The organism is uncultured Pontibacter sp., from assembly GCF_947495565.1.
GTDB lineage: Bacteria > Bacteroidota > Bacteroidia > Cytophagales > Hymenobacteraceae > Pontibacter.
The window spans coordinates 77,817-104,737 of the sequence record NZ_CANLZM010000009.1; the positions used below are offsets into that span (position 1 = coordinate 77,817).

14 protein-coding genes are annotated in these 26,921 nt (G+C 47.6%); 9 read left to right on the forward strand and 5 right to left on the reverse strand.

All coding sequences use genetic code 11. The features are described from left to right. Positions 1-11: 11 nt before the first annotated feature. The 8 genes from Q1B04_RS12555 (at position 12) to Q1B04_RS12590 (ending at position 11,906) form a co-directional block, all read left to right on the forward strand. Positions 12-1,565, forward strand: a complete 1,554-nt coding sequence (locus Q1B04_RS12555) for a lipopolysaccharide biosynthesis protein (RefSeq protein ID WP_299759198.1) — start codon at positions 12-14, stop codon at positions 1,563-1,565. 9 nt (positions 1,566-1,574) lie between these two features. Continuing rightward, positions 1,575-2,780: a glycosyltransferase family 4 protein gene (locus Q1B04_RS12560; protein ID WP_299759201.1), complete on the forward strand. Its 1,206-nt coding sequence runs from the start codon at positions 1,575-1,577 to the stop codon at positions 2,778-2,780. 19 nt (positions 2,781-2,799) lie between these two features. Beyond that, entirely contained in the window at positions 2,800-4,116 is a 1,317-nt protein-coding gene (locus Q1B04_RS12565; RefSeq protein ID WP_299759203.1) for an O-antigen ligase family protein, read from the forward strand. A gap of 41 nt (positions 4,117-4,157) precedes the next feature. Continuing rightward, positions 4,158-5,093 (forward strand): nucleotide-diphospho-sugar transferase, encoded by a 936-nt coding sequence (locus Q1B04_RS12570; RefSeq protein ID WP_299759205.1) that lies wholly within the window; start codon positions 4,158-4,160, stop codon positions 5,091-5,093. A 7-nt stretch (positions 5,094-5,100) separates the two neighbouring features. Beyond that, positions 5,101-6,348 carry a glycosyltransferase family 4 protein gene (locus Q1B04_RS12575; protein ID WP_299759207.1) on the forward strand — a complete coding sequence of 416 codons (1,248 nt, stop codon included), beginning with the start codon at positions 5,101-5,103 and terminating at the stop codon, positions 6,346-6,348. A 19-nt stretch (positions 6,349-6,367) separates the two neighbouring features. After that, positions 6,368-7,207 carry a glycosyltransferase family 2 protein gene (locus Q1B04_RS12580; RefSeq protein WP_299759209.1) on the forward strand — a complete coding sequence of 280 codons (840 nt, stop codon included), beginning with the start codon at positions 6,368-6,370 and terminating at the stop codon, positions 7,205-7,207. Further along, positions 7,208-8,458, forward strand: coding sequence for a glycosyl hydrolase (locus Q1B04_RS12585; protein WP_299759211.1), 1,251 nt, complete (start codon positions 7,208-7,210; stop codon positions 8,456-8,458). 613 nt (positions 8,459-9,071) lie between these two features. Then, entirely contained in the window at positions 9,072-11,906 is a 2,835-nt protein-coding gene (locus Q1B04_RS12590; RefSeq protein ID WP_299759213.1) for a PA14 domain-containing protein, read from the forward strand. An 84-nt stretch (positions 11,907-11,990) separates the two neighbouring features. On the opposite strand, the gene Q1B04_RS12595 is transcribed toward Q1B04_RS12590, so the two are convergent. The 5 genes from Q1B04_RS12595 to Q1B04_RS12615 all read right to left on the reverse strand — a co-directional run bounded on the left by Q1B04_RS12595 (position 11,991) and on the right by Q1B04_RS12615 (position 24,935). Continuing rightward, on the reverse strand, positions 11,991-15,542 hold the full coding sequence (locus Q1B04_RS12595; RefSeq protein ID WP_299759215.1) for a PQQ-dependent sugar dehydrogenase: 3,552 nt from the start codon (positions 15,540-15,542) through the stop codon (positions 11,991-11,993). A 200-nt stretch (positions 15,543-15,742) separates the two neighbouring features. Then, on the reverse strand, positions 15,743-18,037 hold the full coding sequence (locus Q1B04_RS12600; RefSeq protein WP_299759217.1) for a LamG-like jellyroll fold domain-containing protein: 2,295 nt from the start codon (positions 18,035-18,037) through the stop codon (positions 15,743-15,745). 197 nt (positions 18,038-18,234) lie between these two features. Then, positions 18,235-19,932: an SGNH/GDSL hydrolase family protein gene (locus Q1B04_RS12605; RefSeq protein WP_299759219.1), complete on the reverse strand. Its 1,698-nt coding sequence runs from the start codon at positions 19,930-19,932 to the stop codon at positions 18,235-18,237. Positions 19,933-20,132: 200 nt separating this feature from the next. After that, positions 20,133-21,140 (reverse strand): PorP/SprF family type IX secretion system membrane protein, encoded by a 1,008-nt coding sequence (locus Q1B04_RS12610; protein WP_299759221.1) that lies wholly within the window; start codon positions 21,138-21,140, stop codon positions 20,133-20,135. 6 nt (positions 21,141-21,146) lie between these two features. Next, a complete protein-coding gene (locus tag Q1B04_RS12615; RefSeq protein WP_299759223.1) occupies positions 21,147-24,935 on the reverse strand; it encodes an Ig-like domain-containing protein in 3,789 nt (1,262 codons plus the stop codon). Between the two features lie 510 nt (positions 24,936-25,445). Between Q1B04_RS12615 and Q1B04_RS12620 the strand changes: the two genes are divergently transcribed. Then, entirely contained in the window at positions 25,446-26,921 is a 1,476-nt protein-coding gene (locus tag Q1B04_RS12620) for an MBOAT family O-acyltransferase (RefSeq protein ID WP_299759225.1), read from the forward strand.

The window sequence follows — 26,921 nt, forward strand, 5'->3', positions numbered from 1 at the left end:
CCGAATCACAGATGAGTAAAAATTTAGCCTCTAAAGCTGTCAGCGGCCTAAAGTGGGGATCGGCCTCCACCATAGCCAACGCAGTGATGCAGATTGGCTATACTTCGGCCATGGCCCGGCTGTTGGCCCCGGAAGCTTTTGGTTTGGTGGCTATTTCCAGCGTTATACTTCGCTTTGGCAGTTACTTTGCTCACCTGGGCCTGTCGCAGGCTATTATTCAGAAAGAGGAGCTAACAGAAGATAACATCCGGGCTGCCTTTACCTCTTCTGCACTTTTGGGCATAGCCTTTACTTTGCTCATCTGGTTTCTGGCTCCTTTTGCCACTATGTTTTTTGACAACGCCACCACAGCGAGCGAGCAAGTAACACCAATCGTACGCGTAATGGCCCTTTCTCTGCTGATTGGCGGCTTATCGTCTACTGCTTTTAGTTTAGCAGAACGCAACATGCGCTTTAAGGAGCTGAGTATAGTTGAAACGCTCTCGTATGTGATTTCATACTTGGGTGTTGGCGTGGTTTGCGCTTATCTTGGCTTTGGCGTCTGGAGTCTTGTGTTTGCCACACTTACCCAGGCAGGTCTTGTGGCGTTGGGGGCATACGTCATTATAAGGCATAACGTGGTTCCGCTGTTCAAATGGGAGTCTTATAAACCGCTGTTTAACTATGGCAGCAAAATGTCTGTCATCAGTTTTCTGGAGTTTTTGAGCCAGGATATGGCAACCATACTTATAGGAAAAACTTTGGGGCCTTATAAACTGGGTATCTATGACCGGGCGCACCGCCTGGTTAACCTCCCGATGTACATGCTTACCCGCACCATCAGCCGCGTCATATTTCCGTCATTCAGCAAATTGCAGGCAGAAACCAGCAAACTGGCAAGCGCTTATATTTCCAGCACCACGCTTTTAGCGGCTATTATCATACCCACCTGCCTTGGCCTTATGGTGGCAGCGCCCGAAGTAGTATACCTTCTGCTAGGCGATAAGTGGGGTGAGTCCATACCTGTGCTGCAGGTGCTGTGCCTGGCTATCCCTTTAAGCTTTATCACCATGTTCGCTGGGATTGTGTGCGATGCCAAAGCCGTGCTAAACATAAAGATCGTGCTTACGCTGGTATTTATAGGTGTAATTGCCGCGTTCTTTTTTATGCTGAGGCAGTATGGTCTCATCGGTTTTGCCTTCGCGATATTGGCAGGTGAGGTGGTTCGCATCCTCTTTTACCAGGCAGTGCTGAACCGCATACTTAAGCTTCCGTATCTGGAGCAGCTGCAGGTTTATGTGCCCGGATTGGTAAACGGTGTGCTAATAGCTGCTATAATTTATGCCTTGAGCAGTGTGTTGCGCAGCCTCGAACTGCCACATGTGCTTGTGCTGGCCTGCCAGATAGCTACAGGGGCAGTTCTGTTTATCATCCTGACCCTGTTCTTCCCGCACAACACGCTCAAGATGCAAATCAACAAGCTGCTATTAAAGTTTGGAGTAAATGAAAATTCGACAAGTTATTACGGCAAGATCATATCAAAGTACAGAAAAACCGTAATCAACAGTACTGAAGGAATAAATTGAAATACAGTTATGGTTATAGGAGTATCCGGGCCGGTAGACATCAAGCTCTTGGAATGTGATTTTGGGGACACGGCTATACCTGGCACAAATACATTTCCGTTAATATCGCACTTTATTAATGCGCTTATCAAGCGCGGCCACCACGTTATTGCTTACACCAACTCCGGCGACATTTCAGAACCAACCGTATTGTACAGCAAACAGGTTACCGTGTGCATAGGCTGCACAAAGCCACAGCCTGGCAGAAGGATGTTCAATTTTGAGAGAGAACAGCTGAAAGCCCTGATGCTGCAGCATCCCTCCGACATCATCTATGCCTTCTGGACGTATGAGTATGCCTGGGCCGCACTGGACAGCGGTATCCCAACTGTGGTAAGCATCCATGATATCGCCTGGAAAATTCTACTGAAGCAGCCGGATATGTTCAGGCTGGTGCGTTTCATCATGAACACTATCGTAATCTTTAGAGCCAAATGGTTGGTAGCTAACTCAACTTATACTTACTCTCAGCTATCAGCCCGCAATAAACGAAAGGCAACTGTAATCAATAACTTTTACACGCCATACCTGGACGAGCTTACACCTAGCGGCATTGTAAAAGGCAATTATATTATTTCTGTTGTGATGGGCTTCACTAAACGTAAGGGTGTTCCGAGAGCGCTTCATGCGTTTGCCAAGCTCAAAAAGCAATTCCCGGCACTGGAGTATCACCTGATTGGGGCCGATATGGAGCCCGGAGGAGCAGCTCAGCAATATGCACGGCAGCATAACCTGGAAGACGGTGTGCAGTTTCTGGGGCCACTCTCGCACCAGGAGCTAACACAACGTGTAGCCGCAGCCAAGGCCCTCCTGCACCCATCAGAGGAGGAGTCGTTTGGAATGGCTGTGCTAGAGTCCATGATTGCGGGTACGCCAGTGGTAGGCGGCCAGCGCAGCGGCTTTGTACCCTACCTCCTTGACCAAGGCAACGCCGGCGTACTATGCGACATATACTCTGACGAAGAAATGGCCGCAGCCGTAGGACGCCTTCTAACAGATGATGCTTATGCGCAGCAGGTAGCGTCTAAGGCTTACTCGTTTGCGAAGGCTAACTTTTCTGAAGAAGTCGTGACGGCGCAGCACCTGCAACTGTATACTTCCATACTTAATATGGGTAACACCCAGCGGCCGGTTTCAGTACAAGAAAAGGCAGCCACCTCTCTTCTTAATAATTGATATTAGCATCATCAGCACCATGAAGTTAAACTACAGCGTTATTTTTGCCTTCCCGCTCATGTTGATCATGTTCCTTGATCCTATGTATTTGGAGCTGCTGTCTGGCAACAACGAGGCTACACTGGGCTCCATACTTAGCATAATGGTTAAGCTGAACGCTGGAATAGCATTTTTATACAGCGCCTACCGCTTTCAGAGTATGTCGCCGTTTATGCGCTTCGTTTTTGTGCTTGTTACGCTATATGTGTTTGGCATGTCGATGGAGTCATACTATAAGTATAACAGCTTCTTTGTTTACCCGCACGTATTCCTGCGGCTGCTGCTGTTCTACTTTGTGTTCTTCATTTATACTTTCTACAAGAACAACGATTACCTGCGCCTAAACCACATCATCAACTTTATACTCATCGGCTTTGTGCTCAACGTAGTACTTATCCACCCAGAGGCGCTCAGCATATCTTCTTTCACAAACCATGAGAGAGGTGTAAACGCCACCACCATGTATATGCTGGTTATTCCGTTCCTGTACTTTGCCAGCAAGTATTTGTTTGAAGGAGGCATGTACAACCTGATCATGAGCTTTGTGGTGGTGCTGGCCATCATCTTCTTTCAGCACAGAACGGTATGGGTATGTATGATAGGTGTTATGGCGGTTTATGTTTACCTAGTTAAGTTTAAGGCCGATAAGTCAGTAAACTTTGGAAAGCTGTTGCCGATAGCCTTTGTTCTTGTTGTGCTGGGCATTGTAAGCAGCGCCTTCCTGTTCTCGGTGCACCCTGAAATCATTCTGAAAATCCAGGAAAACTTCTCTGATATTGAGAACGCCAGCGAGCAAGGCACCGGCGGGTGGCGCTACAACCAGTTTCTGTCTTACCTGCCTTTTATACAGGATAACTTTTTGATGGGCATGCGCCTGGAAGGTTTTGAGCTGCCAATTCAGTTTTACCGCGACGACCTGGACGCGCCTGTGTTTGAAGACGGCAACGGGCACCACTTCCATAGTTTTTATGTGGATGTGCTGTTTTACATTGGCATGGTGGGCATGACGCTGTTTTTGCTGATGTACTTTTTTGCTATCAAGAAAGGCTTTACAGGAAAGCGCCTGAACGAAAAGCAGATCGTGATTTTTGCCTTTATCTGCAGCGGCTTGGTTTACGGCATCTCCTATATCCTGCCATACTTTTTCTACGCCTTTCTGGGCTTAGCCATCGCCTACCTGGAGCAAGACACGCAACAGTACAGCTTTTTGAGCGATTTTGGCCAGCGCCGCAGAGAAAAAATCAAGAAACTCCGGCTACAGAAAATTACTAGCCAGCCGGCAGCAACCTCCTACTAAGAATAGGAGTACAAGTATATACCAAAACCCTTATCACTTGTATGAGTACCTCTATACCGCAAGAACAGTTAGACACTCCGGTGTTGCTAATTATATTTAACCGCGCCCATACCACCCAGAAAGTATTTGACCGCATCCGGCAGGTTAGGCCTAAAAAGCTGTACGTAGCCGCCGACGGGCCACGCCCGCATGTAACTACCGATACCGACCGCTGCGCCGAGACCCGCCGCATTGTGGAGCAGGTGGATTGGGAGTGCGAAGTAAAAACTCTTTTTCAGGAACAGAATCTGGGCTGCGGCGTTGCTCCCTCCCGCTCTATTTCCTGGCTTTTTGAAAACGAGGAGTATGGCATTATACTGGAGGATGACTGCATTCCGTCCAAAAGCTTTTTCTGGTTCTGCCAGGAGATGCTGGAGAAGTATAAAAACGATACCCGCGTCATGCACATCAGCGGCAACAACTACCTCGATGGCTGGCGCCGTGACTCTGACTACTCCTATTATTTTTCTGACAAAGTAAATAGCTGGGGCTGGGCCACCTGGCGCCGCGCCTGGCAGCTCTACGACTTTCACCTTGGCAACTACCCGGAGCTAAAGAACAAAGGCTACCTCAACGGCATCTTCTTAAATAAACTGGAGGAGAAGTATAGGCTAAGCAAGCTGGAGGAAACCTTTATTAACATTCAGAAAGGCGATGTGTGGGACTACCAGTGGGAGTTTACCGTATACAGCAACTCCGGGCTTTGCATTGTGCCGGAAGTAAACCTGGTCCGGAACATTGGCTTCGGCGAGGATGCCACCCATACCTTTAACCTGCACGATAAAAAGGCAAAGGTGCAGGAGGAGGAAATAGCGTTTCCGCTACGGCACCCTAAGTTCGTAATTCGTGACAAAGAATCGGACCGCCGCAACTTTAATAAAATGATGCGCGATAAAGCAAGCGCAAAACTCAAAGCCCTATTCAGCTTTAGTCTTTAACTAGCTTATGAAACTACTTTTATCTGCATACGCCTGTGAACCTAACCGCGGCACAGAATTAGGCAACGGCTGGAACTGGGCACTTAACACTGCCCGGCTTGGCCACGACGTATGGTGCCTGACCACGGTAGAAGGAAGGGAAAGCATCGAAAAAGAAGTTAAAAGATTAGCTCTACCGAACCTGCACATCGTTTTTGTGGAGCTGCCGGCCTTAGTCGACAAACTGTTTGACTATCACCTGGGGTTTTACCCGCACTACATGTATTGGCAGCACCGCGCCTACCAGAAGGCCAAAGAACTTAATAAAGAGATTGATTTCGACCTGGTGCACCACGTAACCATCGGAAGCCTGCAGATGGGCACAGCACTTTGGAAGCTAAACAAGCCGCTCATTTTCGGGCCGACTGGCGGTGGGCAGGAAGCTCCGCGGGCACTAAATAAATACTTCTACCGCTGGTGGAAGATGGAAACCATGCGCAAGGTTATCAGCGAACTATTGCTGTCCCTGAACCCCAATGCCCGCAAAGCCATGCAACATGCCTCGCTGGTGCTCACCACCAACCAAGACACGTATGACATGGCCCAGCGCATTGGCGCCCTCAACCCAAAAATGTTTCTGGACACCAGTCTGCCCGAGGATTTTTACCCCGAGGCTTACCCGGAGCGGCTACCAGACCACACGCTGAAGATTCTTTGGGTAGGTAGGCTGTTTGCTCGAAAAGGACTGCCACTGGTGCTGGAGGCTCTCAGCAAAGTACGCCCAGATGTAAAGTTTGAGCTCACTATACTTGGAGATGGCCCCATGCATGATTTTGTACCAGGCTGGATAGAAGAATTTAAACTGCACGGCAAAGTGAACTGGAAAGGCCAGGTGCCGTGGGACGAGGTGAAACGCGCTTATACCAACAATGACCTGTTCCTGTTTTGCAGCCTACGCGACTCCAGTGCAGCTCAGTTTTTGGAGGCGATGGCCTACGGGCTTCCGATTATTACGCTAGACCTGCACGGCGCTCGCAACCTAGTGCCAGACGACGCAGGTATAAAAGTACCGGTAAGCACAGCCAACGAAACTGTGAAAGCCATTGCCGCTGCCGTAGAGAAATTACATGACCAGCCCCTGCTGCGCCGCCAGATGGGCACTAACGGTTATAAATTCTCAAAATCCCAAACATGGACGGTTAAGACACAACACATTAACGACTTTTACAGTAAGTATACCCAGGCCAAGCCTGCCGAACTAACTGTTCAACATTAGAATTAGCCCTTACAACAAGATGTTATACATAGTTATCCCTGTATTCAACAGGAAGAATTTCACCAAAGAGTGCCTGCTCTCACTGAAGCGCGGCACCAACCAGAACTATAAAATAATTGTAGTGGACGATGGCTCCACTGACGGCACTGCCGACATGCTACGCGAAGAATTTCCGGAAGTAGAGGTTCTCTTCGGAGACGGAAACCTTTTCTGGACAGCCAGTGTGAATATGGGCATCAAGCACGCCCTGCAGCTCGGTGCCGATTATATCATGACACTCAATAACGACCTGGAAGTAGCCGAGGATTACGTCGAAAACACCTATAAGTCGATGGCACAGAAGCCAAACGCTGTAATTGGTGCGCTGGAGATGGATGCCGGTACCCGTGAGCCCGCTTTCGGAGGCGAGATTGTTGATTTTAAGCTGAACAAAGTAAGGCACCTGTTACAGGAGCTGCCTAAAGAGCAGCAGGTAGGCCTGCATAAGGTATCGCAGTTGCCTGGCCGTGGTTTGCTAATACCCCGCGCCGTGTTCGAAAAAATCGGCCTACTGGACCAGGATCGTTTTCCGCACTACGTAGCCGATTACGACTTTACCCACACTGCCCTGCGCAACGGGTTTGAGCTGTACGTGAACTACGACGCCAAACTTTATACTTACCCCGAGGAGAGCGGTGAGCGTAAAAACCGCCAAAGCAAATCGATCAACAACTTTTACAAGCACCTGTTCGACATAAAAGGCGGCGGCAACTTACGCGATTTCACACGCTTTACTTTAAAGAACTGTCCTCCACCGTATATTCCATACTATTTGGCAAATGGCTACGCCCGCCGCATTTTTGGGTATATGCTGAAATAAATGCCGCATTATATAAGTATAAAAGCCACTCTCCGCCACAGCAGCCATAGGCTGTTAATAGGCAGAGGGTGGCTTTTTGCTGTTGCTGCTGCCGTATTGCTGGTACTGGCTACGCTTAGCTTGTACCGGGTGCTGCACTTCTCTCCCAAAGCTGCTTCCACTGACTTTGATGGCCCTATGATAATTACCGAAGGCGGCACCTACAGCGGCAACTGGGAATCCAAGGACTCTGATGTAGCTGCTGTGGAAATCCGAACGCAGGAGCCTGTGGTCATAGAGAATTCTCAAATACGCGGTGCCGGTTTCCTGATTCTCAGCCAGGGGCACCATGCAGATGTCACTGTTCGCAACACTGCTGGGTATGGCCTTCCGCCTACTTCTTACAGCAACTACGCCAAGCCACGACGTTTCTTAGCCGTAGATGTGTTCCGTAATGTGGTAGTGGAGAACTGTTATATGGAGCAAACTGCTGGCATTTACCTGGGTGTAAAGTATACGGGAGACAGCAGCCCGGGCCAAAGTATAAAGATCCGGTTTAACAAAGCCCGAAACATTAACGGCAAAGTATACCAGGGTAAAGAGGTGGCTCAGTTCGTTCAGTTCAACTTCCGGGGCGAGGTGCCTCATGCTGAAATAGCCTGGAATGAGGTCATCAATGAACCGGGGGCCTCTGCAGTGGAGGATAACATCAACATCTACAACTCCAGAGGCACGCCACAATCTCCCATCCAGATTCATAACAACTATATACAAGGAGCTTTCCCTTACCCGCTCCACCAGCCTGAGTACTCCGGGGGCGGCATTCTTACCGACTCCCCTGGCACAGACTCACTGGAAGCCACAGCCTATGTAAAAGTGTATGAAAACCAACTTGTAGGGCTTGGCAACTATTGCCTTGGTATTGCAGGTGGTAACCACATAGAAATCCACCACAACCGGGCAGTGGTGGCAGCTGAGTTCAGCTCGGGCAAGCCATACCATTTCTGGACTAGCGGTATCTGGGCTAAAGACTACTACAAAACAGGCAACACCTATCAGAACAGCATTCACCATAACACATTGGCTGTGCTGGGCAAAAACCGTGACTGGCGCAACGAGATATTCGACAGCACATTTGCAGCGGCTGATGAATACGCCAACCATATCCTACCCGACTCGATCACGAAAACGCTGGAAAAAGGTGAATACCAGATTTGGCGCAACAAACTACGCGAGAGCAACATCAATATCGGCCTTCTTCAGGGCTTATAACACAAGCCAAATCCACAATGTGTGGAATTGTTACCCCCTCCTATTGCCTATATAGGCACATTTAGTTTTTTCATTTTAAAAGTGTGGAATTATTCCACAACAGAAAAATACAATCTACACATTTTTAAAACATCAATATATTAAAATATAACCATCTACTAATGTTTATATAAGCTTTTCAATGGCTCAAAATAAGTTATTGGCTTATCAAAACGGTTAAAATCGTTGTTTTTACACTATATAGAGCAATTTTTTCAAAAAATGTCTATATGATTATTTCAAGCAATCCTCAAAATACGTAACCTTTATTAAACCAACCTACAGCATACTTAAAAGCTGTTTTTGCAAATTTTGAAGCATATTTTGCATATAACTATTTTGTGACACATGTTATTTTTATAGTTTTTTTAAGCAACATGTATGATTTGTAAAATTTTCCCCTTTATATTTGCAACAGATTATATATTAAGATTTTAGCCACACAAACAACTAGAGAGGAAACTCTCAAAAACTGAAAAAATCTCATTGTTGGCACATTGACCAAAGGAAGCCGAGAGATTTTTAAAGAAAACAAAACATTAAAAAATCTAATTTCAACTTTTAGCCAAAGGAAATGAACACAAGAATCTCTAACCTGAGCAAGAAGACAGGTCGAGCAATAGCCGCTCAACTATTCGTCTATATTTTGTTCGTGCTTCTTCCTTCAACAGTAACTGCACAAACCTACAGCGGCCCTTTAGTGATTACTAAGGGCGGAACTTACAAGGGAAACTGGGAATCTAAAGACTCTGAAGTTGCTGCTGTAGAGATCAAAACAAGTGAGCCGGTAATTATCGAAAACTCAAACATTCGTGGTGCCGGTCCATTGATCCGTAGCTTAGGAAACAAAATCAACCTTACTGTTAGACACACAAACGGTTACGGAATTACACCAACCCCTTACAAAGACTACAAAAAAGCACGTCGCTTTCTAGGCATAGATGTTTTCAAGAATGTGGTTGTAGAAAACTGCTACATGGAAAACACAGCAGGTATCTATATCGGCCAGAGCTATGAGGGAAATGGTTCTTCTTCAGAAACAATCAAGATTCGCTATAACATCGCCAAAAATATTGATGGCCGTGTTTACGGAGGAACTACTTTCGCGCAGTTTGTTCAGTTCAACTTCAGAAACAACATCAGCCACGCAGAAGTAGCCTGGAACCAGGTTATTAACGCTCCGAACAACTCTGCAGTGGAAGACAACATCAACATACACAACTCTAGAGGTACAAAGTCTTCTCCGATCCGCATCCATAACAACTACATTGAGGGAGCTTTCCCTATGCCAGCCGAAAGCAAGAACTATTCAGGTGGCGGTATCATCACTGACGGAGATGGAGACATCAACACTTGCCCGGCTTACATTGAGGCACACGACAACCAACTGATTGGTTTAGGCAACTACTCTATGGGTATTGCAGGCGGTAACAACATTCGCTACCACCACAACAGAGCGGTAAACGCTGCTACCTTCGAAAACGGTGCAAAGTATGGCATGTATACTTCAGGCCTGTGGAGCAACGACTATTACAAGAAGAACACGACTTTCTCTAACTCTGTAGATAACAACGTAGTAGGTATTGTAGCTTGGGGTTATGTAAATAACCGTAACGACATATCAGTTGCTGATTTCGCATCATTTGCCAGCAACTCATTCCTTCCGAATCCGATATCGAAGCAGACTGAGAAATCAGAATTCTCTAACTGGCAAAGCAAACTGAGCAAGAACGGTATCGTGTTAGGCCCTAACGGCTCTGCCGGCTCTACTCCTGCTAACCAGGCACCAGCTGTAGCCATTACATCGCCTACAGCCAACACAGCTATTGCACAAGGAGCTTCAGTTGTTATCGAAGCCAACGCCACAGACAACGACGGTTCTATAACTAAGGTTGAGTTCTTCCAGGGTACAGTTAAACTTGGAGAAGACGCAAGCGCTCCTTTCGCTTATACTTGGAACAATGCTTCTGTAGGAACTTACTCTCTAACTGCGAAGGCACATGACAACGCAGGTGGATCAAAAACATCTTCTGCAGTTGCTATTACAGTAGCAGAACAAACCGCCGACAAGCCATCATTTGCTGATGCACAGTTACCGGTAGCAAACACAGGCAATAGCAGCAACGGTTCTCTTACTCTTGAAGTATGGGCAAATGTAGACGGACACAGCATCAGCGACATCCCGGTTTCTCAGAAGCCGACAAACACCAAAGAGCTTACTTTGTTCGAGGCGCCTTCTAACGTGGGCGACAATTACGGCCAGCGCATCAGCGGCTACATTACTGCACCGGAAAGCGGCCAGTACACTTTCTGGATCGCAGGCGATAACAATGCAGAACTATGGGTTAGCACATCTGATGCTCCTGCCGCTAAGAAGAAACTAGCTTACGTAAACGGCTGGACCAAGCCGCGTGAGTGGAACAAGTACTCTTCGCAGCAGTCGGCAAAGGTGACACTGGAGGCAGGCAAGCGCTACTACATTGAGGCTTTGAGCAAAGAAGAAGCAGGTGGAGACAACTTATCTGTAGGCTGGCAGCTGCCGAATGGCGCAAAAGAATTACCAATCGCCGGAGACAGATTTACTGCACCAAGCACAACTACACCAGTTTCAGCTCCAATAGCAGCAACAGGTAAAATTATCCTGGAGCACTGGAAAGGCGTAAAAAGTGAGAATGTAAATGCCATCCCGGTTTCTCAGAAGCCGACAAGCACCAAGGAACTTACTCTGTTTGAGGCTCCGTCTAACGTGGGCGATAACTATGCCCAGCGTATCCACGGCTACATTACTGCACCGGAAAGCGGCCAGTACATTTTCTGGATCGCAGGCGACAATCACGCTGAGCTTTCGGTAAGCACTTCTGAGGACCCAGCCGCCAAGAAAAAAGTAGCTTTTGTGAACGGCTGGACCAACCCGCGTGAGTGGAACAAGTACTCTTCGCAGCAGTCGGTGAAGATAACACTGGAAGCTGGCAAGCGCTACTACATTGAGGCGCTGCACCTTGAAGGAGCCGGTGGCGACAACGTAGCAGTAGGCTGGCAGTTGCCAAGCGGAGCTAAGGAAATGCCAATCGCCGGAAACAGACTTTCTCCTTTCGGAGACGCATTTGAGAGCATCTCAGCCATGAAAGTTTCTGAAGTAGCTGACTCTGATCCTTTCTTCGCGCAGACTACTGCTTATCCAAATCCATTCCGTGATGTGGTTACGCTGGCCTTCGGCGACAATAATGTTGAGCTTGCAGAGGTAACTGTACTAGACCAGACTGGCCGTATAGTATACAAAGAGTCTAAACTGGAGCTGGTAAACAACCAGTTGTCTATCAACCTGGCTGACCTTAAGACTGGCTTATACATCTTGAAGTATACTGATAAAGCAGGTAAGACTGATAGCATCAAAATTGTAAAGGAATAACCAACTACAACTTTTAGCCCAATATAGAAAAGGGCCTGCAACATTGCAGGCCCTTTTCTATTAAATATGGTTTTAGGTAACTAGTTACTTTGCCAGTATTACTTTTCTGCTCAGTTTTCTTTCAGACGATAACAGCAAGATGTTATACAGCCCGTTGGAAAGCCTACCTTCTGCGGAAATAGCTGTTCTTAAAGCGCCATCTGTACCTGCAGTTACCGTACGAGTTAACACGGTCTTCCCGGTAATATCTATCAGCGATATAGTAGTCTCCTCGCCTGGCGTTAGACCAGAAACAGCAACGTTAATCAGCTGCCCGGTTGCCGGGTTAGGGAAGACATCGAAAGTGCCGGCAAAACTCTTGTTGTCTGTTAAGCCTAGCGGCGATTGGCCACACAATGTACCGCTGCCACCGTTAAATCTCTCCTGTATTTCCTCTCCTGTTACTGCTCTGCTATATACTTTAACCTCATCAAGGTCGCCGAGGTAATGGAAGTATGGTGCTCTATCCAGGTAACCGATATTAACAGACGCATTGTCTACAAAGTCGTTGCTGTACTGCGCTTGCTTCTCTTGGATAAGCGCACCGTCTACATACAGTCTGTTCATGTTATTGCTTCCATCCCGAACAGCCATTATGTAATGCCATTCACCGTCGTTAAGCGATGGGCCGTTGTCAAAAATCTCCGCGCCAGCATGTTCGGCATCTTTTAAAGAGAACATGGCCTGGCCGCTGTTGTTTAAGCCAATCCACCAGTGCACACCGGCATCTGTAGCAGCGGCATCTCTGCCTACCAGTACCATATTACCAGCATTACTAGCAGTTGTTTTAAGCCATAAGCCTATACTGAAGTTGTCTGTGGCAGTCCAGTTAAAGTTCTCTCCTTCTGCGAAGTCTACACGAGAGCTTGTGCCATTAAAGCGTTGCGCTCCACCAAAAAGGCCAGCTTCCACAGTTTCAGGACAGGTCTGGCAAACTGCGTTGCGTCCGGTAGCCGCATCTACAAAGTTGCCTTCCTCTGCTGCGTCTAAATCGAAATAGTGCACCATGCCCGGTATGCAGTCAGATAAATCAGCGGTAGGCCCGCCGGCACCTCCCCCATCACCAATCACTACATTAACTGCTTCAGATTCTGCCGTATGCCCTTCGCTGTCTATGGCTTTGGCCTTTATGTTGTAAGTACCAGCTGTTGCCCCTTGCCAAGTATAACTAAAAGGCCTGGTGGTAACGGATGCTATCATATTAGCGCCATTGTAATACTCTACCGACGCCCAATCACGTGTGGCATCAGCGAAGCTAACGGCTAATTCAACAGGAGCGCCTACTTCAAAAGTCGCGTTGTTTGCTGGCGAAGCGACAGACACAGCTGCAACAACACCACCGCTGCAATCCGGATAAACATCCACGTAATCAGTAGCAGAAAGCCCTCCCGAGTCAGTTACTTTTAGGGAGAATCTATAGAAATAGCTGTCTCCGTCGCAGCCTACCGCAGCAACTGTGGCTGAGGTTTCATGCTTATTATCCGCTGGCTCAGGGTGCGAGTGCGTGTTATGATGCAGGGCAACAATCCATTCGTATGTCAGCTGCTCATCCGCATCTTCATTGTCTTTCACATCCGCACGAAGATCGTAAGTAGTTTGCTGGTTCATCGGGTACTGCATCCCCTCTACCGGGCTTACTATATTTACCACCGGCGGCGTGTTGTTTAGCGTGATGTCTATACTTGCAGTGGAGGTAAGTCCTTCTGAATCGGTTACAGTAAGCTTCACTGTAAAAGTTCTAACGCCTGCCACTGTAAAAGTATGCGTTGGGTTTGCCACTGTTGCTTTAGCAGAGCCATCTCCAAAATCCCAGGAATAGCTCAGTTCTTTTCCTTCCGGATCTGTTGATTTGCTGCCGTTAAACTCGACTGTTAACGGGCTTGGGCCAAACTGCTTATCGGCTTCTGCAACTGCTTTTGGAGGCCTGTTACCGGCGTAGTAAGTAAGCTTTTTGATCTGTGCGCCATAGTTAATATAGTATAGCTCACCTGTGGATGGGTGTTGCGCAAAAGCTGTTACTGTGGCACCCTCATCTATAAAACTCTTGATAGCGGTAGGTTTGTTGTTGCTGTCAAACTCCAGCACTTTAATCCAACCGGCGCCATAATCACCAAAGAAATAGGTGTTTTGATATTCAGCGGGCATGTTGTCGCCGGTGTACCAGATGCCTCCCGTAGAAGAGCTGCCGTAAAAAGGCTCTCCGGATACTGGCGAACCAGCTTCACCTACGCCTATAACGGCTGCTTCCTCTCCGTTAAAAGTTCCTGTACGGGTAGCAGCTACCGGTGGCGTATCATCCGTAACAGCAGCGTTTGCCCAATCAATGGCCGGTCTGGCATGTACAAAAGTCTGCACATCATCTGGAATTGGAGTACCCCATAGGCAGAAATTACCAAAGTATGGCTGTTCTGTGGCTCTTGGCTGATAGATTAGCTCATTGAAAAAGAATGTTTTCCTGTCGCAGTTGCCTTCACCAAATAATGGGTTAGGTATATCTGGTGTTGGCCAGCCTGTGTTGCCATAGAATCGCTGTTTCTCAAGCCCTTCAAACAAGGGCCAGCCAAAGTTCAGGCCTGGCTCGGTGGCAACGTTAATTTCTTCCCAATCCTGCCAGCCTACATCCCCGATGTATAAATGGCCTGGATTGTTCGCACTGCCAGTACCCGGACGTATCGTGAAACGGAAAGGATTACGAAGCCCCAACGCCCATACTCTGGACTCAGCCGCACGCGGGTTAGCCGAATTGTAAAAAGGATTGGATGACAAACCGTTTCCGGTAGTTGGGTCGATGCGCAGGATTTTACCATTCAGGGAGTGTATCTGCTGTGAGCGCAAGGCGCCAACATTGTTCACTTCTGTGAGGATACCATCCTGAAGGGCTTGCTCTACAAAGTTATCAGTTTCAACGCCTGGTTTCCAGCCGGTATCGGTGCCATTGGCAGTTGCGCCATCCCCTACTGATACTAAAAGTGAGCCATCCTCACCAAACAGTAGTGTACCTACACCATGCGATACATACATGATAGGAATACCCGTCGAAGCGGTTTCGCCCAACAGCACTTTTCTGCTGGACATATCTGTGGTATAACCGTCCTGGCGAACTTTGTAACGGGTTACACGGCCGATTGTGGCCTCGTTATACTCATCCTTGGATGAGCTGTAACTGCCTTTCCCGAAGTTCATGAGGTGGTGACGGTCTACTACGTACAAGAGGTAAACATAGCCGTTGCTTTTAAAGTTAGGGTCAAGGGTAAAGCCCAGCAAACCATGATCTCCCCAGTTACCTACTTCTTCGCTAATGTCCAGAAGCGGTTCGTCTTTTTTCTTGCCATCTTCTACGATCCATACTTTACCGGCTTTCTCCCACACATACATGCGCTCTCCGTCGTCCGAAAACACAAGCCCGACTGCTGCGTCCCAGTCACCGCCAACCTGTTCTTCAACAAAGCCTGTTGGCTGCGCCCATACTTGCTGCGGGCCCAGAAAAAGTATAGAAAGGAAAAACAGTGTGAGGGCAAAGCGGCATGATGTAGTATAGGCATGCCTGTACTTTAAAAGCGGAGACATAGTTCTCCACGCTTCGTAAAGTTTTTTCATAAGTAATACAATTTTTAAACATGGTTTGATGGATACCAAGGGCGGCTCAGAAAGTATACCCTAGCAATCCGGAAGAAATACGTGGCCATACCAAAAAACGGCTCAATAGGTTTGTTCTGATACGTGGTAATAGTGCTATAGTTCTATGTTTTGCACCAAAAAATGTTACTATTTATTTAGCAACAGTAAGTTCTAGAAACTTAGCGACCTACTACCAGTTTGCGGCTATCGATACGTTTGCTTGAGATGACAGTGAGTAAGTAGATACCAGCTCTGTAATCTGTGGTGACTGGCACCTGCACCTGCAACTGCCCGAAGCTATCCGCCTGCATTTGCTGCTGCATCAGTACGCGGCCTCTCAAATCAGTTATTTTAAAGGTGATTTCTTCAGTGGCGGGCAGGCCGCTCACGGTTGCAGTTACCTCTCCTGTACTTACCGGATTCGGGTATACTTTAAAAGAGATGGCTTTAAGGCCTTTGTTCTCCACCATCACAATGTTGGAGTAAGTATACTTCCCGTCCTCTTTCACGATCTTCAGCCGGTAATACCCTACCTCAGAAAGCGGGCTCACATCCGAAAAAGCATAGGTTAACGGCGAGTTGCTGTTCCCGGCAGCTTCCACATCGCCTAACTTTTCAAACTGCTCCATATCTGCTGATCGCTCTACTTCAAAGTGAGACAGACCGGCTTCAGCGGCTGTTTCCCAGCTTAACTGCACTGCACCGCTAATATATTCTCCCTCAAAACGCACCAGTTCGGTAATCGCTTCAAATACGTTTTCATACCTTTCTTTGACCTCCTCAGCGGATAACACGCGCCCGAACAGCTTCACTTCGTCTAATATACCCTGGTAATGATAACCGTTTCCGTCATTCAGGTAGCCAATGTTGATAGGCGAGTTGCTGGCAAACCCATTTTTATAGTTGAAAGTATGGCTGTCAACTATTTCTCCATCTACATACAATTCGGTAAGGCCAGAGCCGCCGTTACGGACAGCTACAACCTGATGCCACTGATCGTCGTTGATTTTTGGCCCGCTCCCGCGATCTGGCTTCAGGCCATCCCATTCTATATCCAATAAAGTGAAAATAGCCCGGCCTTCTCCGTCCAGGCCCAACCACCAGTGCGCCTCTGAGTCTTTGGCGTCGCGGCCGATTAATACGCGGTTGCCAGATGTGCTGCCAGCGCTGCGCATCCATAGTTCGATACTGAAATTTTCGTTGGCTGTCCAGTTAAAGTTGTAACTTTCCTCCACATCCAGGCCATCGTCTTCGCCGTCAAACTCCTGCCCACCCGATACTACACCTGTTACAGCTTTCGGTTGAGTGCTTTCGTTGCCATTAGCGTGCGAAGGGGTATAATAATCCCGATAAACCGGCCCTCTCATTTCGTGCAGCATCCAGTGGTGCAGCATGCCGGTTTTCTCCCCCACTCCAGCTTTCACCGATACTGTAAAATCCTGCCGGTCTGAGCCTGCGCTGTTAGAGGCAGCAACACTTACCTGAAAGCTGCCCGAAGCGGATGGTATCCAACTGATCTCGCCCGTAGCGGCATTGATGGTCATGCCTGCGGGTGCTTCTGCTAAGGTAAAAGTGGGAGCCGCATTGCCTACAGCCTTCACTGCATAACTATACTTCTGATCTACCACACCATGTGTTATAGGATCCGACATGATAAACGGCTTTACCTGCTGAGGCCCGCAGTAATTGCCAGCACCGTTGTTGAAACGCTCTCTAACTTCTGTTTCAGTAAGGTCGCGGTTGTACACCATTAGTTCGTCTATCAGCCCATTGTAGCCATAGCCGTTGTTCAGGTCCAGAAAGCCAATATTTACTGGCGATCCACTTTCGAAAGTATAAGTATAATCGTACTGGAAATTTCCGACTGTGTAGCCGTCTACATACAACTTATTGAGGCGAAGGCGCCCATCGCGCACTACTACCAAATGGTGCCACTTATTGTCATTTATTTTGATGTCTTCACCCACTAGGCTGAAACCTGCCTTACTCCGGTCTGGGTTGCTGTCAAAAAGATCAAACTGCGGGTTGCCTTTGCTATTGATACCGAGCCACCAAATGGCATTGGAATCTTTGGCATCCCGGCCAATAATAACTTGGTTTTCAGGAGAGGAGCCGGACGACTTCACCCATACTTCAATGGTGAAACTACTGTTGGGGCCCCATTGAAAATGCTCTTTTCCGTTGATGGATATGCTGGGTTTCTGCCCTTTAAAAGCCTGGGCTCCCGCAAATAGGCCAGCCTCTGGCGATGGGCAGTTAGTACAACTTGCGGTGGTTTCGGATGCGTAATCGGTATAAGTTCCGGAAGTGGTTTCGTCGAAGCCAAAGTAGTGCACCAGACCATCGGGGCAGTTGGCTTGTGCTACCGCAGCAGCCGCCGTAATTCCCTGCAGCAACAGAGCTATAGATAACCAAAGTATAACCGGAGCCCAGCCACGGGAGCGGCCTAATCTTTTTTGTATAGGATATATCATGGATTTCTACTTTACTGGCGCCAACTGACTTAATCTCAGCAAGCTAGTGCAATTTCACTTCAGAGAGTCTAACTTTAATCCTCTAAGGGTTAAGAGGTTGCCCCACAAGCACCTTTGCCACTACACTATCTCCTGAGTATAGTACGCCAATAATATTTGTAAGTTTTGGCTTATACAGAACTTGCCTTATTCTATACTTACTTTACCAGCAGCTTTAACTTTTGCATGTAGCTATTCCCGTTAAGTTCAACTATATACAGCCCTTCGGGTAGTTTAGTAGGCATCTGAATTGCAGCATCTACTGTTCCTTGCGGCTGAACTTGTAACGTTGTCTTGAGTAACTGTTTACCCATGGTGTTATACAAGCTAATTGTAACGGAGGCAGCATCAGCAAAGCCTGTAGCATACAGCTGCACCGCTTCTGAGCCATCGGTAAGGTTAGGGTAAAGACTGACAGCAGGCAAAGCAGCTACTGTATGATGGATAGCAACCATTTTGGAATAAGAGAAAGAGCCATCAAGATCAACCTGTTTCAGGCGGTAGTACAAAATACCTTCGGGTAAGTCGGTATCTTTAAAGGTATAAGTGATGCGCTCATTGCTGTTGCCTGCCCCGGCCACGGCTCCGATAATTTTAAACGCACTGCCCTCCTGCATTCGCTCTACCTCAAAACGGCTATTGTCTTTTTCTGATGCCGTTACCCACTCCAGCTGCACCCCTCTGCTATCTTTTGCCGCCTCAAAACGTATTAACTCAACAGGAAGCGGAACAATAGGCGACATCAAGGCATCAAACCATACTGGCGCCATTTTATTATAGCCTGCTTGGTTGGGATGTAGATTGTCGGCCATATCTCCTCCGTCTGTACCGTACTTGTAATTAATGCCTGCCCCATCTTGCATATCTACCAAAAGCAACTTATCACCTGTGCTGATACGCTGGTTTACATAGCTTTCCAACATGGCATTATACTTCAAGCTATTTTCTGCTTCTAGCGGTGTAGGACATTGCGTTTCACCTGCTTCATCATCATAACAAACACGCTTGATGATTTTGGCTATAACTACTATTACCTCTTTTTTTGCTACAGCTTCGTAGTTATCAACTTGATCCAGTATGCCCATTACATCGTGCATGGCATTCTCGCTGCCATCAACCCAGTTTGTGCCTATGTGGAGCAGAATAATGTCAGGATTGTACTTGTTTAGATACGGGCCTCCTCCAGGTCCGCGATAATCTCCTGTATTATAGAAATTGAACTCACCATTTTTAAGCAGTAAAGCAATATCCTCATCTCTCGCGCCTCCAAAACCTGCGTGGTCAATGTCTAGCTCATAGCCGTTATTTTGTAAAAAATCATCCTGATGATTCTGGCCTGACTGCTCGCTGCCAACAAAATCTATCTTATACCCTTGCTTAGAGGCATCTTCTGTGAGCAACCTGTAAAGCTCTTTCCGGTAGCCAATTCTTAGTCCTTGGGCTATAGAACCAGAACCGCCGTCTGTGTTAGAATCACCTAGAGGCATTAACCGGATTATATCATCCGGGTTGGTAGTTGCGTTTACTACTTCGCTATAACCTGATTCCTGTTCGTCAACAGTGGCTTTAACTCGATAGAATACCTGCTGGCTAAAGCCAAGATCGGTGTGTTTGTAGGAGCTTTGATCACCGGGTACAGTGGTAAGTGTAGTGAAGGCTCCTGCTTCGCCTGTGTCAGATTTTTCTAAGGTATAGCTTGTAGCGCCTGCTACAGGTTGCCATTTTACAACAATTGCTCTTACAAAGGATGCCTGAGCCGTAACAGCCTGAGGGGGTGATACTGCCGCATTTGCAAAACCAGAGTTAAACAGAAGAAGGAAACAGGATAAGACACAGAACGAAATACGGAGAGGCATGAAAATACAGTTATTCAAATAGAAACTAACAAGCCTATATAACGATGCTCTTATACTACGGTTATGCTTATTGGAAATATTTAAACCATAGCACTTTCGGAAATATTCACATTATCCAAAACGCTATTTCAATACACGCTTTAACACGAGCAACAGCTTTGATAAATTACACTCCTAACAATTGTAAATTCGCCACCTTACTACCAGATCAGGATTTGCCTCGGCTTCCTGCCGTTTATACTTCTATTGCTTTTAGCGCCGGAAAAGTGATAGCTTAACGTAAGCTCATTGGTAGATTTATCGATGGCTTTGGCATCTTGGGTAGGTGTTTCGTATGCGTAGCCGATTGATAGCTGATTAAGGCGAAGACCTGCTGCCAAAGTATAAGCCAGGTCGTTGCGGTAGCCAGCGCCAATCCAAAGCGTATTGTCGTACACAGCTTTCAGCTGCCCTTCCAGGGTAGATTTGTAATTGGCGTCGTACTGGTAAATGCCATTTAGCGTAAGCCCCAGCACATCTGTTATACTTGCACGGTAACCTGCCTGCGCTACATGCCGGCGCTTATAAAACTCCTCTATGTAATCGCCTCCGGTAGAGGCTAATTTGCCTTCTGTCACATCCTTCATGCCATAACCAACATAATAGTTAGCCGCCATCAGCGAGAGGCCAAGGTTAATATCAGCTCTGCCGCTGCGGTTTTCCTCTCCCAGCACATTGCCAAACCGTGGGTCGTTCTTTTGGTCTATCGTCAGACTATTGCCATCCAAACGGTGCGAAGTATAAGAAATGGCTGTTCCCCAGCGTAAATTAAGGCTTTCGGATAACCGGATGCCCGCACCATAGCTAAGGGTTGCCTGTGTCTCTTTGGCTGGCCCAAACTGATCGTGAAAAACCGTTAGCCCCAGGCCGTGACGGGCGCTTACCTCTTCCTTGTTTTCGCGGTTGCCAGGGCTGTTGGCAAAAGGTTTGCTGCTTCTGCCCAGTTGCTGCAGATCCAGTTCACCCGAAGCCATAATCGTTTTGGGAGCGTCCTCAAAGCCGGTCCATTGGTTGCGGTAAACGCTTCTGAGCACAGTGCCCTCCTGGCCTGTAAAAGAAGGGTTAAAGTAATGTTTGTAGTTAGAGAAGTTTGCCAACTGCTTTCTGCTCTGGGCCTGTGCCCCGCCGATTATCATTGCAAGGCAAACCCCAAGTATAAATCTCTTCATCTGCTACTATTTAAGTACCGTTAAAACACCTTTCTTCACCAGGTTGATATCTTTTATCTGAATGATGTAGAAGAATGAGCCTGCCAGCACACGGCCGTCTTTGCCTCTTCCATCCCAGCCTTTTTCCGGATTGGTAGTCTGGAACAAAAGCACACCTGAACGATCAAACACCTGCACCTCTACGCTGTCGTAATAGCGCAGCTCAGGCACCAGCCAAGTGTCATTAATATTGTCTCCGTCTGGCGAGAAGGCATTTACCAGCTCTATACTTCCGTCAGGTTTGTACAAGGATTTTGTGAGGGCAAAGCTCTTCTCTATCGTGTTTTGGTAAGGGTCTGTGCTACGCACGCGGATGCTGAAGTTAGATTTTCCGGACAGGCCTTCGTTAGAGAGCAGGTACAGTTCACTGCCACGGATCTCAAACAGGCTGTTATGCTCGTCGCCCTGCCCGCTTACTAAAGCATAGGTAAAGGTGGCATCATCCGGGTCGGTGGTAGACAAAGTGCCGATCACCTCCTCTGACGCTATGTCCGGGGCAAAACTGTCTGTACTCAGGTTAAGCGCAGTAGGTGGCTGATTTGGCTCAACTTGCACAGTTATGCTGGCCATTCTGTTTTTGCTGTTGCTGGTGTTCTCCTTCAGCTCCAGTTGCCCGGCCAAAGTATAACTGCCCGGAACCTCCCTGTTAAAATCGCCCTGGCTCCAGGTTACGTTCAGCAAATCCGTCTCTCCGTTTGTGTAGCTCACTTCTACTTCAGCCGGGAGGCCAAGGTCTTCAAAGCTGGTTTTGAAAGGCACTGTAATAGAAGCGGGATTTTTTACGGATAGAATATCTTTGGTAAGCTTTCTAACCTGATCTGTTACCTCCTGCCCCTGGTTTCCTACTTCATCTACTAAGTATAATGAAGCTGTCAGCATGCCATCAGACAGGCTGGTAAGGTCTAAGTCAGAAATTGTAAACGACGAGGACGCTACTGCTGCTGTACCTGTTATCGGGTCTCCGCCGTTGCTGCTGTTTATGCTATAAAAATAAGTAGTACCCGCTTCCGCACCTGTCACCTCCAGCGCAACAGCCGACTGGTTGTCTATATCTACCAAGTCTGGCACAAATGCTATAGCGTAGCCTTTCGGAGCAGAGGCGTCATAGGTAATTTCCAGTGAGTTTGAGACAGTATTAGGGTTGCCTGCCAGGTCTATCACTTTACCAGCCGGCAGTTTTATGCGCACTGCACCATCAGCAGCAGGCGTGACTGTGGCCGTGTACGCAGCCTCTCCGGCAGGTTCAAAGTCTTCCAACTGAGCGTTTACCACCTCAAAATCAGAAGCGGCTAACCCAAAAACGATTTCTGTAAAGTTTATACTTATGCTGAACGCTTGGTTAACCAGCAAATTACTTTCGGTAGTGATTTCCGCTTTGGGCGCTGTCAAGTCAATCGTTACGGAGAAATCTGTACTTGCATCACTCACATTACCGGCGGCATCTGTAGCGGTGGCTGTAAAAGTGTACTGGCCTTGCTTCAGGGCAGTACTTTCATGGCTGTACTCCCAAGTACCTTTTTTATTGGCGGCTGCCTTTCCAAGCAGCTTGCCTTGCTCTAATATGCTCACTTCTGCACCTGCCTCTGCGGCACCGTAAAGTATAAGCTTGTTATCAGCGGTAATCCGGTCATCATCTGCTGTGCCCAGGTCTTCTGTAATGCCTGCAAACGTTGGGGCTTCAGGTGCTTTGGTATCGATCAGCCAACTGTAAGTTGCCGGTGTTTTATCCGTGTTGCCTGCTTTATCGGTGGCGCGCACAGCTAATGTATGGTTTCCTTCTGATAGCCCTGTAGCGGTGTAGCTGCTTCCTGCTTCTGTGTATGCGGCACCATCCAGGCTTACCTCGTAGGTTACTTCTTGCTCGTTGGAGGAAAAGCTGAACTTGGCCACGTTGCTGTTGCTAGCTTCGGCAGGTCCTGAGGCAATAGTAGTTTCAGGCGCTTTGGTATCAATAGTGATGCTTACAATGTTACTTGCCTTGCTGGTATTGCCGGCAGCATCAGTCGCTTTTGCTGATAGCTGCTGCACTCCTTCTGCCAGCGCATTGCTTGGGCTTATACTCCATTTGCCGTCTTTATCAGCAGTAGTGGTAGCAAGGCTGTTTCCGTTAACAAAAATATTCACTGTGCTTCCAGCCTCCGCTGTGCCGCTGATAGCAGGTTTGTTTGTATTTAAAACCTGGTTAGTAGCTGGAGCCGACACAACAGGCCCGTCGGGTGCCTTAGTATCAATGGCCCAAGTATAACTGGCAGGCGTAGCATCTGTGTTACCGGCCGCATCCACAGCTCTTACGCTTAAGGTATGCTCCCCATCCGATAGATTATTTGTAGTGAATGGATTGGCCGCATTGGCAAAATTACCTTCGTCTATACTTACCTGGTATGTTACGCCACTCTCGTTGCTGCTAAAGCTAAACTTAGCTAAGCTGCTGTTTGAGAGCTTTTCGGGTTTAGAGGCAATGGTAGTCTCCGGCGCTGCATTATCAACCGTAAATGTTCTGGTGCTGCTACGCTGGCTGGTATTGCCGGCGGCATCGGTGGCTGTGGCAGTTAGCTGCTTTCTGCCATCTGCCAGTGCAGTTGTCAGCGTAAGGCTCCACTTGCCATCATTCCCAGCTTTGATTTTTCCGATGCTGGCACCGTTTATGAAAATCTCAACGTTGCTATCTGCCTCTGCTGTACCCGAAATTGTTGGCTTGGTGTTCTTCATAGATGCCCCTTCAGCAGGAGCTAAAACTACAGGAGCGTCAGGTGCTGTAACATCTGAAGGAGTTAACTCTCTGTTCAGTAGCTCATCCAGCACTTTAAACCAAACTGGCGCCATTTTATCATAGCCTTTCTGCGTGGGATGCAGGTTGTCGGCCATGTCGCCGCCCTCAGAACTGTATTTGTAGATCAACCCAGCCCCATCCTGCATGTCAACCAGTAACAGTCTGTCACCTGCGGCGGCACGCTGTTTCACATAGTCTTCCAGCATGTTGTTATACTTTATGGTGTTCTCTGCCTCTGTTGGCGTAGGGCATGAACTCGCGTTGCAAACACGCTTTATTATCTTAGCTACAACTACAGTAACTTCTCTGCCTCTTCGTGCTTCATGTTCGTCCACCAGGTCCAGAATTCTTTTCACGTCATTCATGGCGTTTTGGCTGCCATCTACCTGGTTGGTGCCAATATGAAGCAGTATGATATCGGGGTTATACTTATCTAAATAAGCACCTCCTCCCGGGCCACGATTCTTACCGGTGCCATCTTGGTATGTCCCTTTTTCAAGCAGTGCAGCGATGTCCTCATCTCTCGCCCCTCCAAATCCTGCATGGTCTGTGTCGGTCATGAGGGCGCTTCCGGTGCTTTCGCTGCCTACAAAATCATACCTGCCTTTGGTTTCGGATGCGTTCAGCAACTCTTCCAGTTTATCGCGGTAACCGGCTCTCTGCTCAACTGGGATAGCACTGCTACCGCCCTCCGTATTGGAGTCGCCTAAAGGCATGATTTTATATTTGTAGATTTCTTGATGCGTGGTGGCGCTAACTATTTTACTGTAAGGTGAATCACCGGCACTGCCTGTGGTTTTAATTCTGTAGTGAGCTGTTTCGTTGTAGTATAAATCAGTATCGCGGTAAACAACTTCTCCGGCACCAAGCTTCTTTACAACAGCAAAAGGACCTGCACTACCAGATATAGATTTTTCAACCACGTATCCTGTAGCGCCGTCAATTTTATTCCATTTAATGGTGATGGCTCCTACTAAGGAAGGCATTGCATTTGGCTGCGGTGCGGCAAGGGCAGCGGAAGAAGGGATTGGGGAAGGCGAAGCTGCTGACGCATCAATACAAACCACTGATATACAAACAAATGACAGTAATGCAATTAGCAACTGTTTTGCGTAAAAGTATAAGGGCATATAGCAAGTAGTGTTAAGGCTTTCTGATAAACTCCCTATATAACGGTATTCCTATACCATGGTTGCCACTTGTTTGCGGTAAATAACTAAACAAAGTGCATTTTATACTTAATCTTTGTCTGAACACAGATTTTAATATTTCGTACCACTACTCGTTGATAGCTGCTGATGTTACTAAACATGCGGATATCTAAGTATTTGAAAAAATATATGCTAAAAGGCACAACCTTTTAGTTCAACTTCTATATAATATCTAAAAAGGAGCTGTTCCATCGTTCCTAAAGTAAAGCGACCCCACTTACACCCCATGAAGCATAATGCATCTGATGCTGCCTGACATAACCACCCTTATAAAACGGACAATGTATGCTTTTTAACTCTACTGAATTTTTCATCTTCTTTCCGGTAGTAGTTACCCTATACTTCCTGACGCCTTTTAACCGCCGATGGCTGATACTGCTGCTTGCCAGCTACTACTTCTACATGTCCTGGAAGCCAGCTTACACGCTCATTTTAATTGCTTCTACTGCGATTGACTACACCTGTGGCCGCATGATGGGCCGCTACCCCGACGAAGACAAAGACAAGCGACGCCCATGGCTTTACCTGAGCCTTTTAGCTAACCTGGGCGTGTTGCTTCTGTTTAAATACTACAATTTCTTTAACGACAGCGCACGAGAGTTAGCCCTTGCCCTGGATGTGCCTTACGCCATGCCCGCCTTTGAGCTGCTGCTGCCGATGGGTATTTCCTTCTATACTTTCCAGACGATGAGTTATAGTATAGATGTGTACAACGGGCGTATCAAACCAGAGCGCCATCTGGGTGTATTTGCGCTTTTCGTTTCCTTTTTTCCGCAGCTGGTGGCAGGCCCCATCGAGCGTGCCGGCAACCTGCTGGGGCAGCTACACCAAGGCCATGAGTTTAACTACAACCGTGTGGTGGCTGGTTTGCGCCGCATGGCTTGGGGCTTTTTCAAGAAAATTGTTATTGCTGATAACCTGGCGCTTATGGTGAACCAGGTTTACAACAACCCCACAGAGTTCGACGGCATCTCACATATCATTGCCACGGTTTTCTTCGCCTTCCAGATTTACTGCGACTTCTCCGGTTACTCCGACATTGCCATCGGAGCCGCTCAAGTAATGGGTTTCAGGTTGATGGAGAACTTCCGCAGTCCATACTTTGCCAAATCTATACCTGAGTTCTGGAGCCGTTGGCATATCTCGCTCTCCACCTGGTTCCGCGATTATTTGTACATACCTTTGGGCGGTAACCGCGTCGTGAAGTGGCGCTGGTATTACAATCTGTTTGTAGTGTTCCTGGTAAGTGGCCTTTGGCACGGAGCCAGCTGGACTTTTGTAGTTTGGGGAGCGCTGCACGGCATTTACCAAATATTCGGTATGATGACCAAACAAAAACGAAATGCCCTGGTGCAGCGAATCGGCCTTAACCGCAACCCGCAGTTGTATAAGTGGGTGCAGGTACTTACCGTGTTTTTCCTAGTTTGCTTTTCTTGGATATTCTTTAGAGCGAACAGTATAACCGATGCTTTTTTCATTGTAAGCCAGAGTGCCTCCGTGCTTACCAGCCCCGCGCAAGTATTTGCCTTAGACTGGAGCCATGATGTATTTATGGATCAAGGGTTTAAAGTTTTTACAGTTTCTGTTTTAGCCATTGCGCTCATGGAAATCGTACATCTTATACAACGTAACGGAAGTGTTTCGCAGCTTATCCTGCAGCGCCCTGTCTGGGTGCGCTGGGGCATTTATTACGCTGCCATTATCGCGGTGCTTCTTTTTGGGCAATTCGGTCATCAGGAGTTTATCTATTTTCAGTTTTAA

Bases quoted from the DNA above. Each gene is read 5' to 3' on its own strand.
- Q1B04_RS12555 (WP_299759198.1), top strand. From the start codon at position 12: ATGAGTAAAAATTTAGCCTCTAAAGCTGTCAGCGGCCTAAAGTGGGGA.
- Q1B04_RS12560 (WP_299759201.1), top strand. From the start codon at position 1,575: ATGGTTATAGGAGTATCCGGGCCGGTAGACATCAAGCTCTTGGAATGT.
- Q1B04_RS12565 (WP_299759203.1), top strand. From the start codon at position 2,800: ATGAAGTTAAACTACAGCGTTATTTTTGCCTTCCCGCTCATGTTGATC.
- Q1B04_RS12570 (WP_299759205.1), top strand. From the start codon at position 4,158: ATGAGTACCTCTATACCGCAAGAACAGTTAGACACTCCGGTGTTGCTA.
- Q1B04_RS12575 (WP_299759207.1), top strand. From the start codon at position 5,101: ATGAAACTACTTTTATCTGCATACGCCTGTGAACCTAACCGCGGCACA.
- Q1B04_RS12580 (WP_299759209.1), top strand. From the start codon at position 6,368: ATGTTATACATAGTTATCCCTGTATTCAACAGGAAGAATTTCACCAAA.
- Q1B04_RS12585 (WP_299759211.1), top strand. From the start codon at position 7,208: ATGCCGCATTATATAAGTATAAAAGCCACTCTCCGCCACAGCAGCCAT.
- Q1B04_RS12590 (WP_299759213.1), top strand. From the start codon at position 9,072: ATGAACACAAGAATCTCTAACCTGAGCAAGAAGACAGGTCGAGCAATA.
- Q1B04_RS12595 (WP_299759215.1), bottom strand. From the start codon at position 15,542: ATGAAAAAACTTTACGAAGCGTGGAGAACTATGTCTCCGCTTTTAAAG.
- Q1B04_RS12600 (WP_299759217.1), bottom strand. From the start codon at position 18,037: ATGATATATCCTATACAAAAAAGATTAGGCCGCTCCCGTGGCTGGGCT.
- Q1B04_RS12605 (WP_299759219.1), bottom strand. From the start codon at position 19,932: ATGCCTCTCCGTATTTCGTTCTGTGTCTTATCCTGTTTCCTTCTTCTG.
- Q1B04_RS12610 (WP_299759221.1), bottom strand. From the start codon at position 21,140: ATGAAGAGATTTATACTTGGGGTTTGCCTTGCAATGATAATCGGCGGG.
- Q1B04_RS12615 (WP_299759223.1), bottom strand. From the start codon at position 24,935: ATGCCTTCCTTAGTAGGAGCCATCACCATTAAATGGAATAAAATTGAC.
- Q1B04_RS12620 (WP_299759225.1), top strand. From the start codon at position 25,446: ATGCTTTTTAACTCTACTGAATTTTTCATCTTCTTTCCGGTAGTAGTT.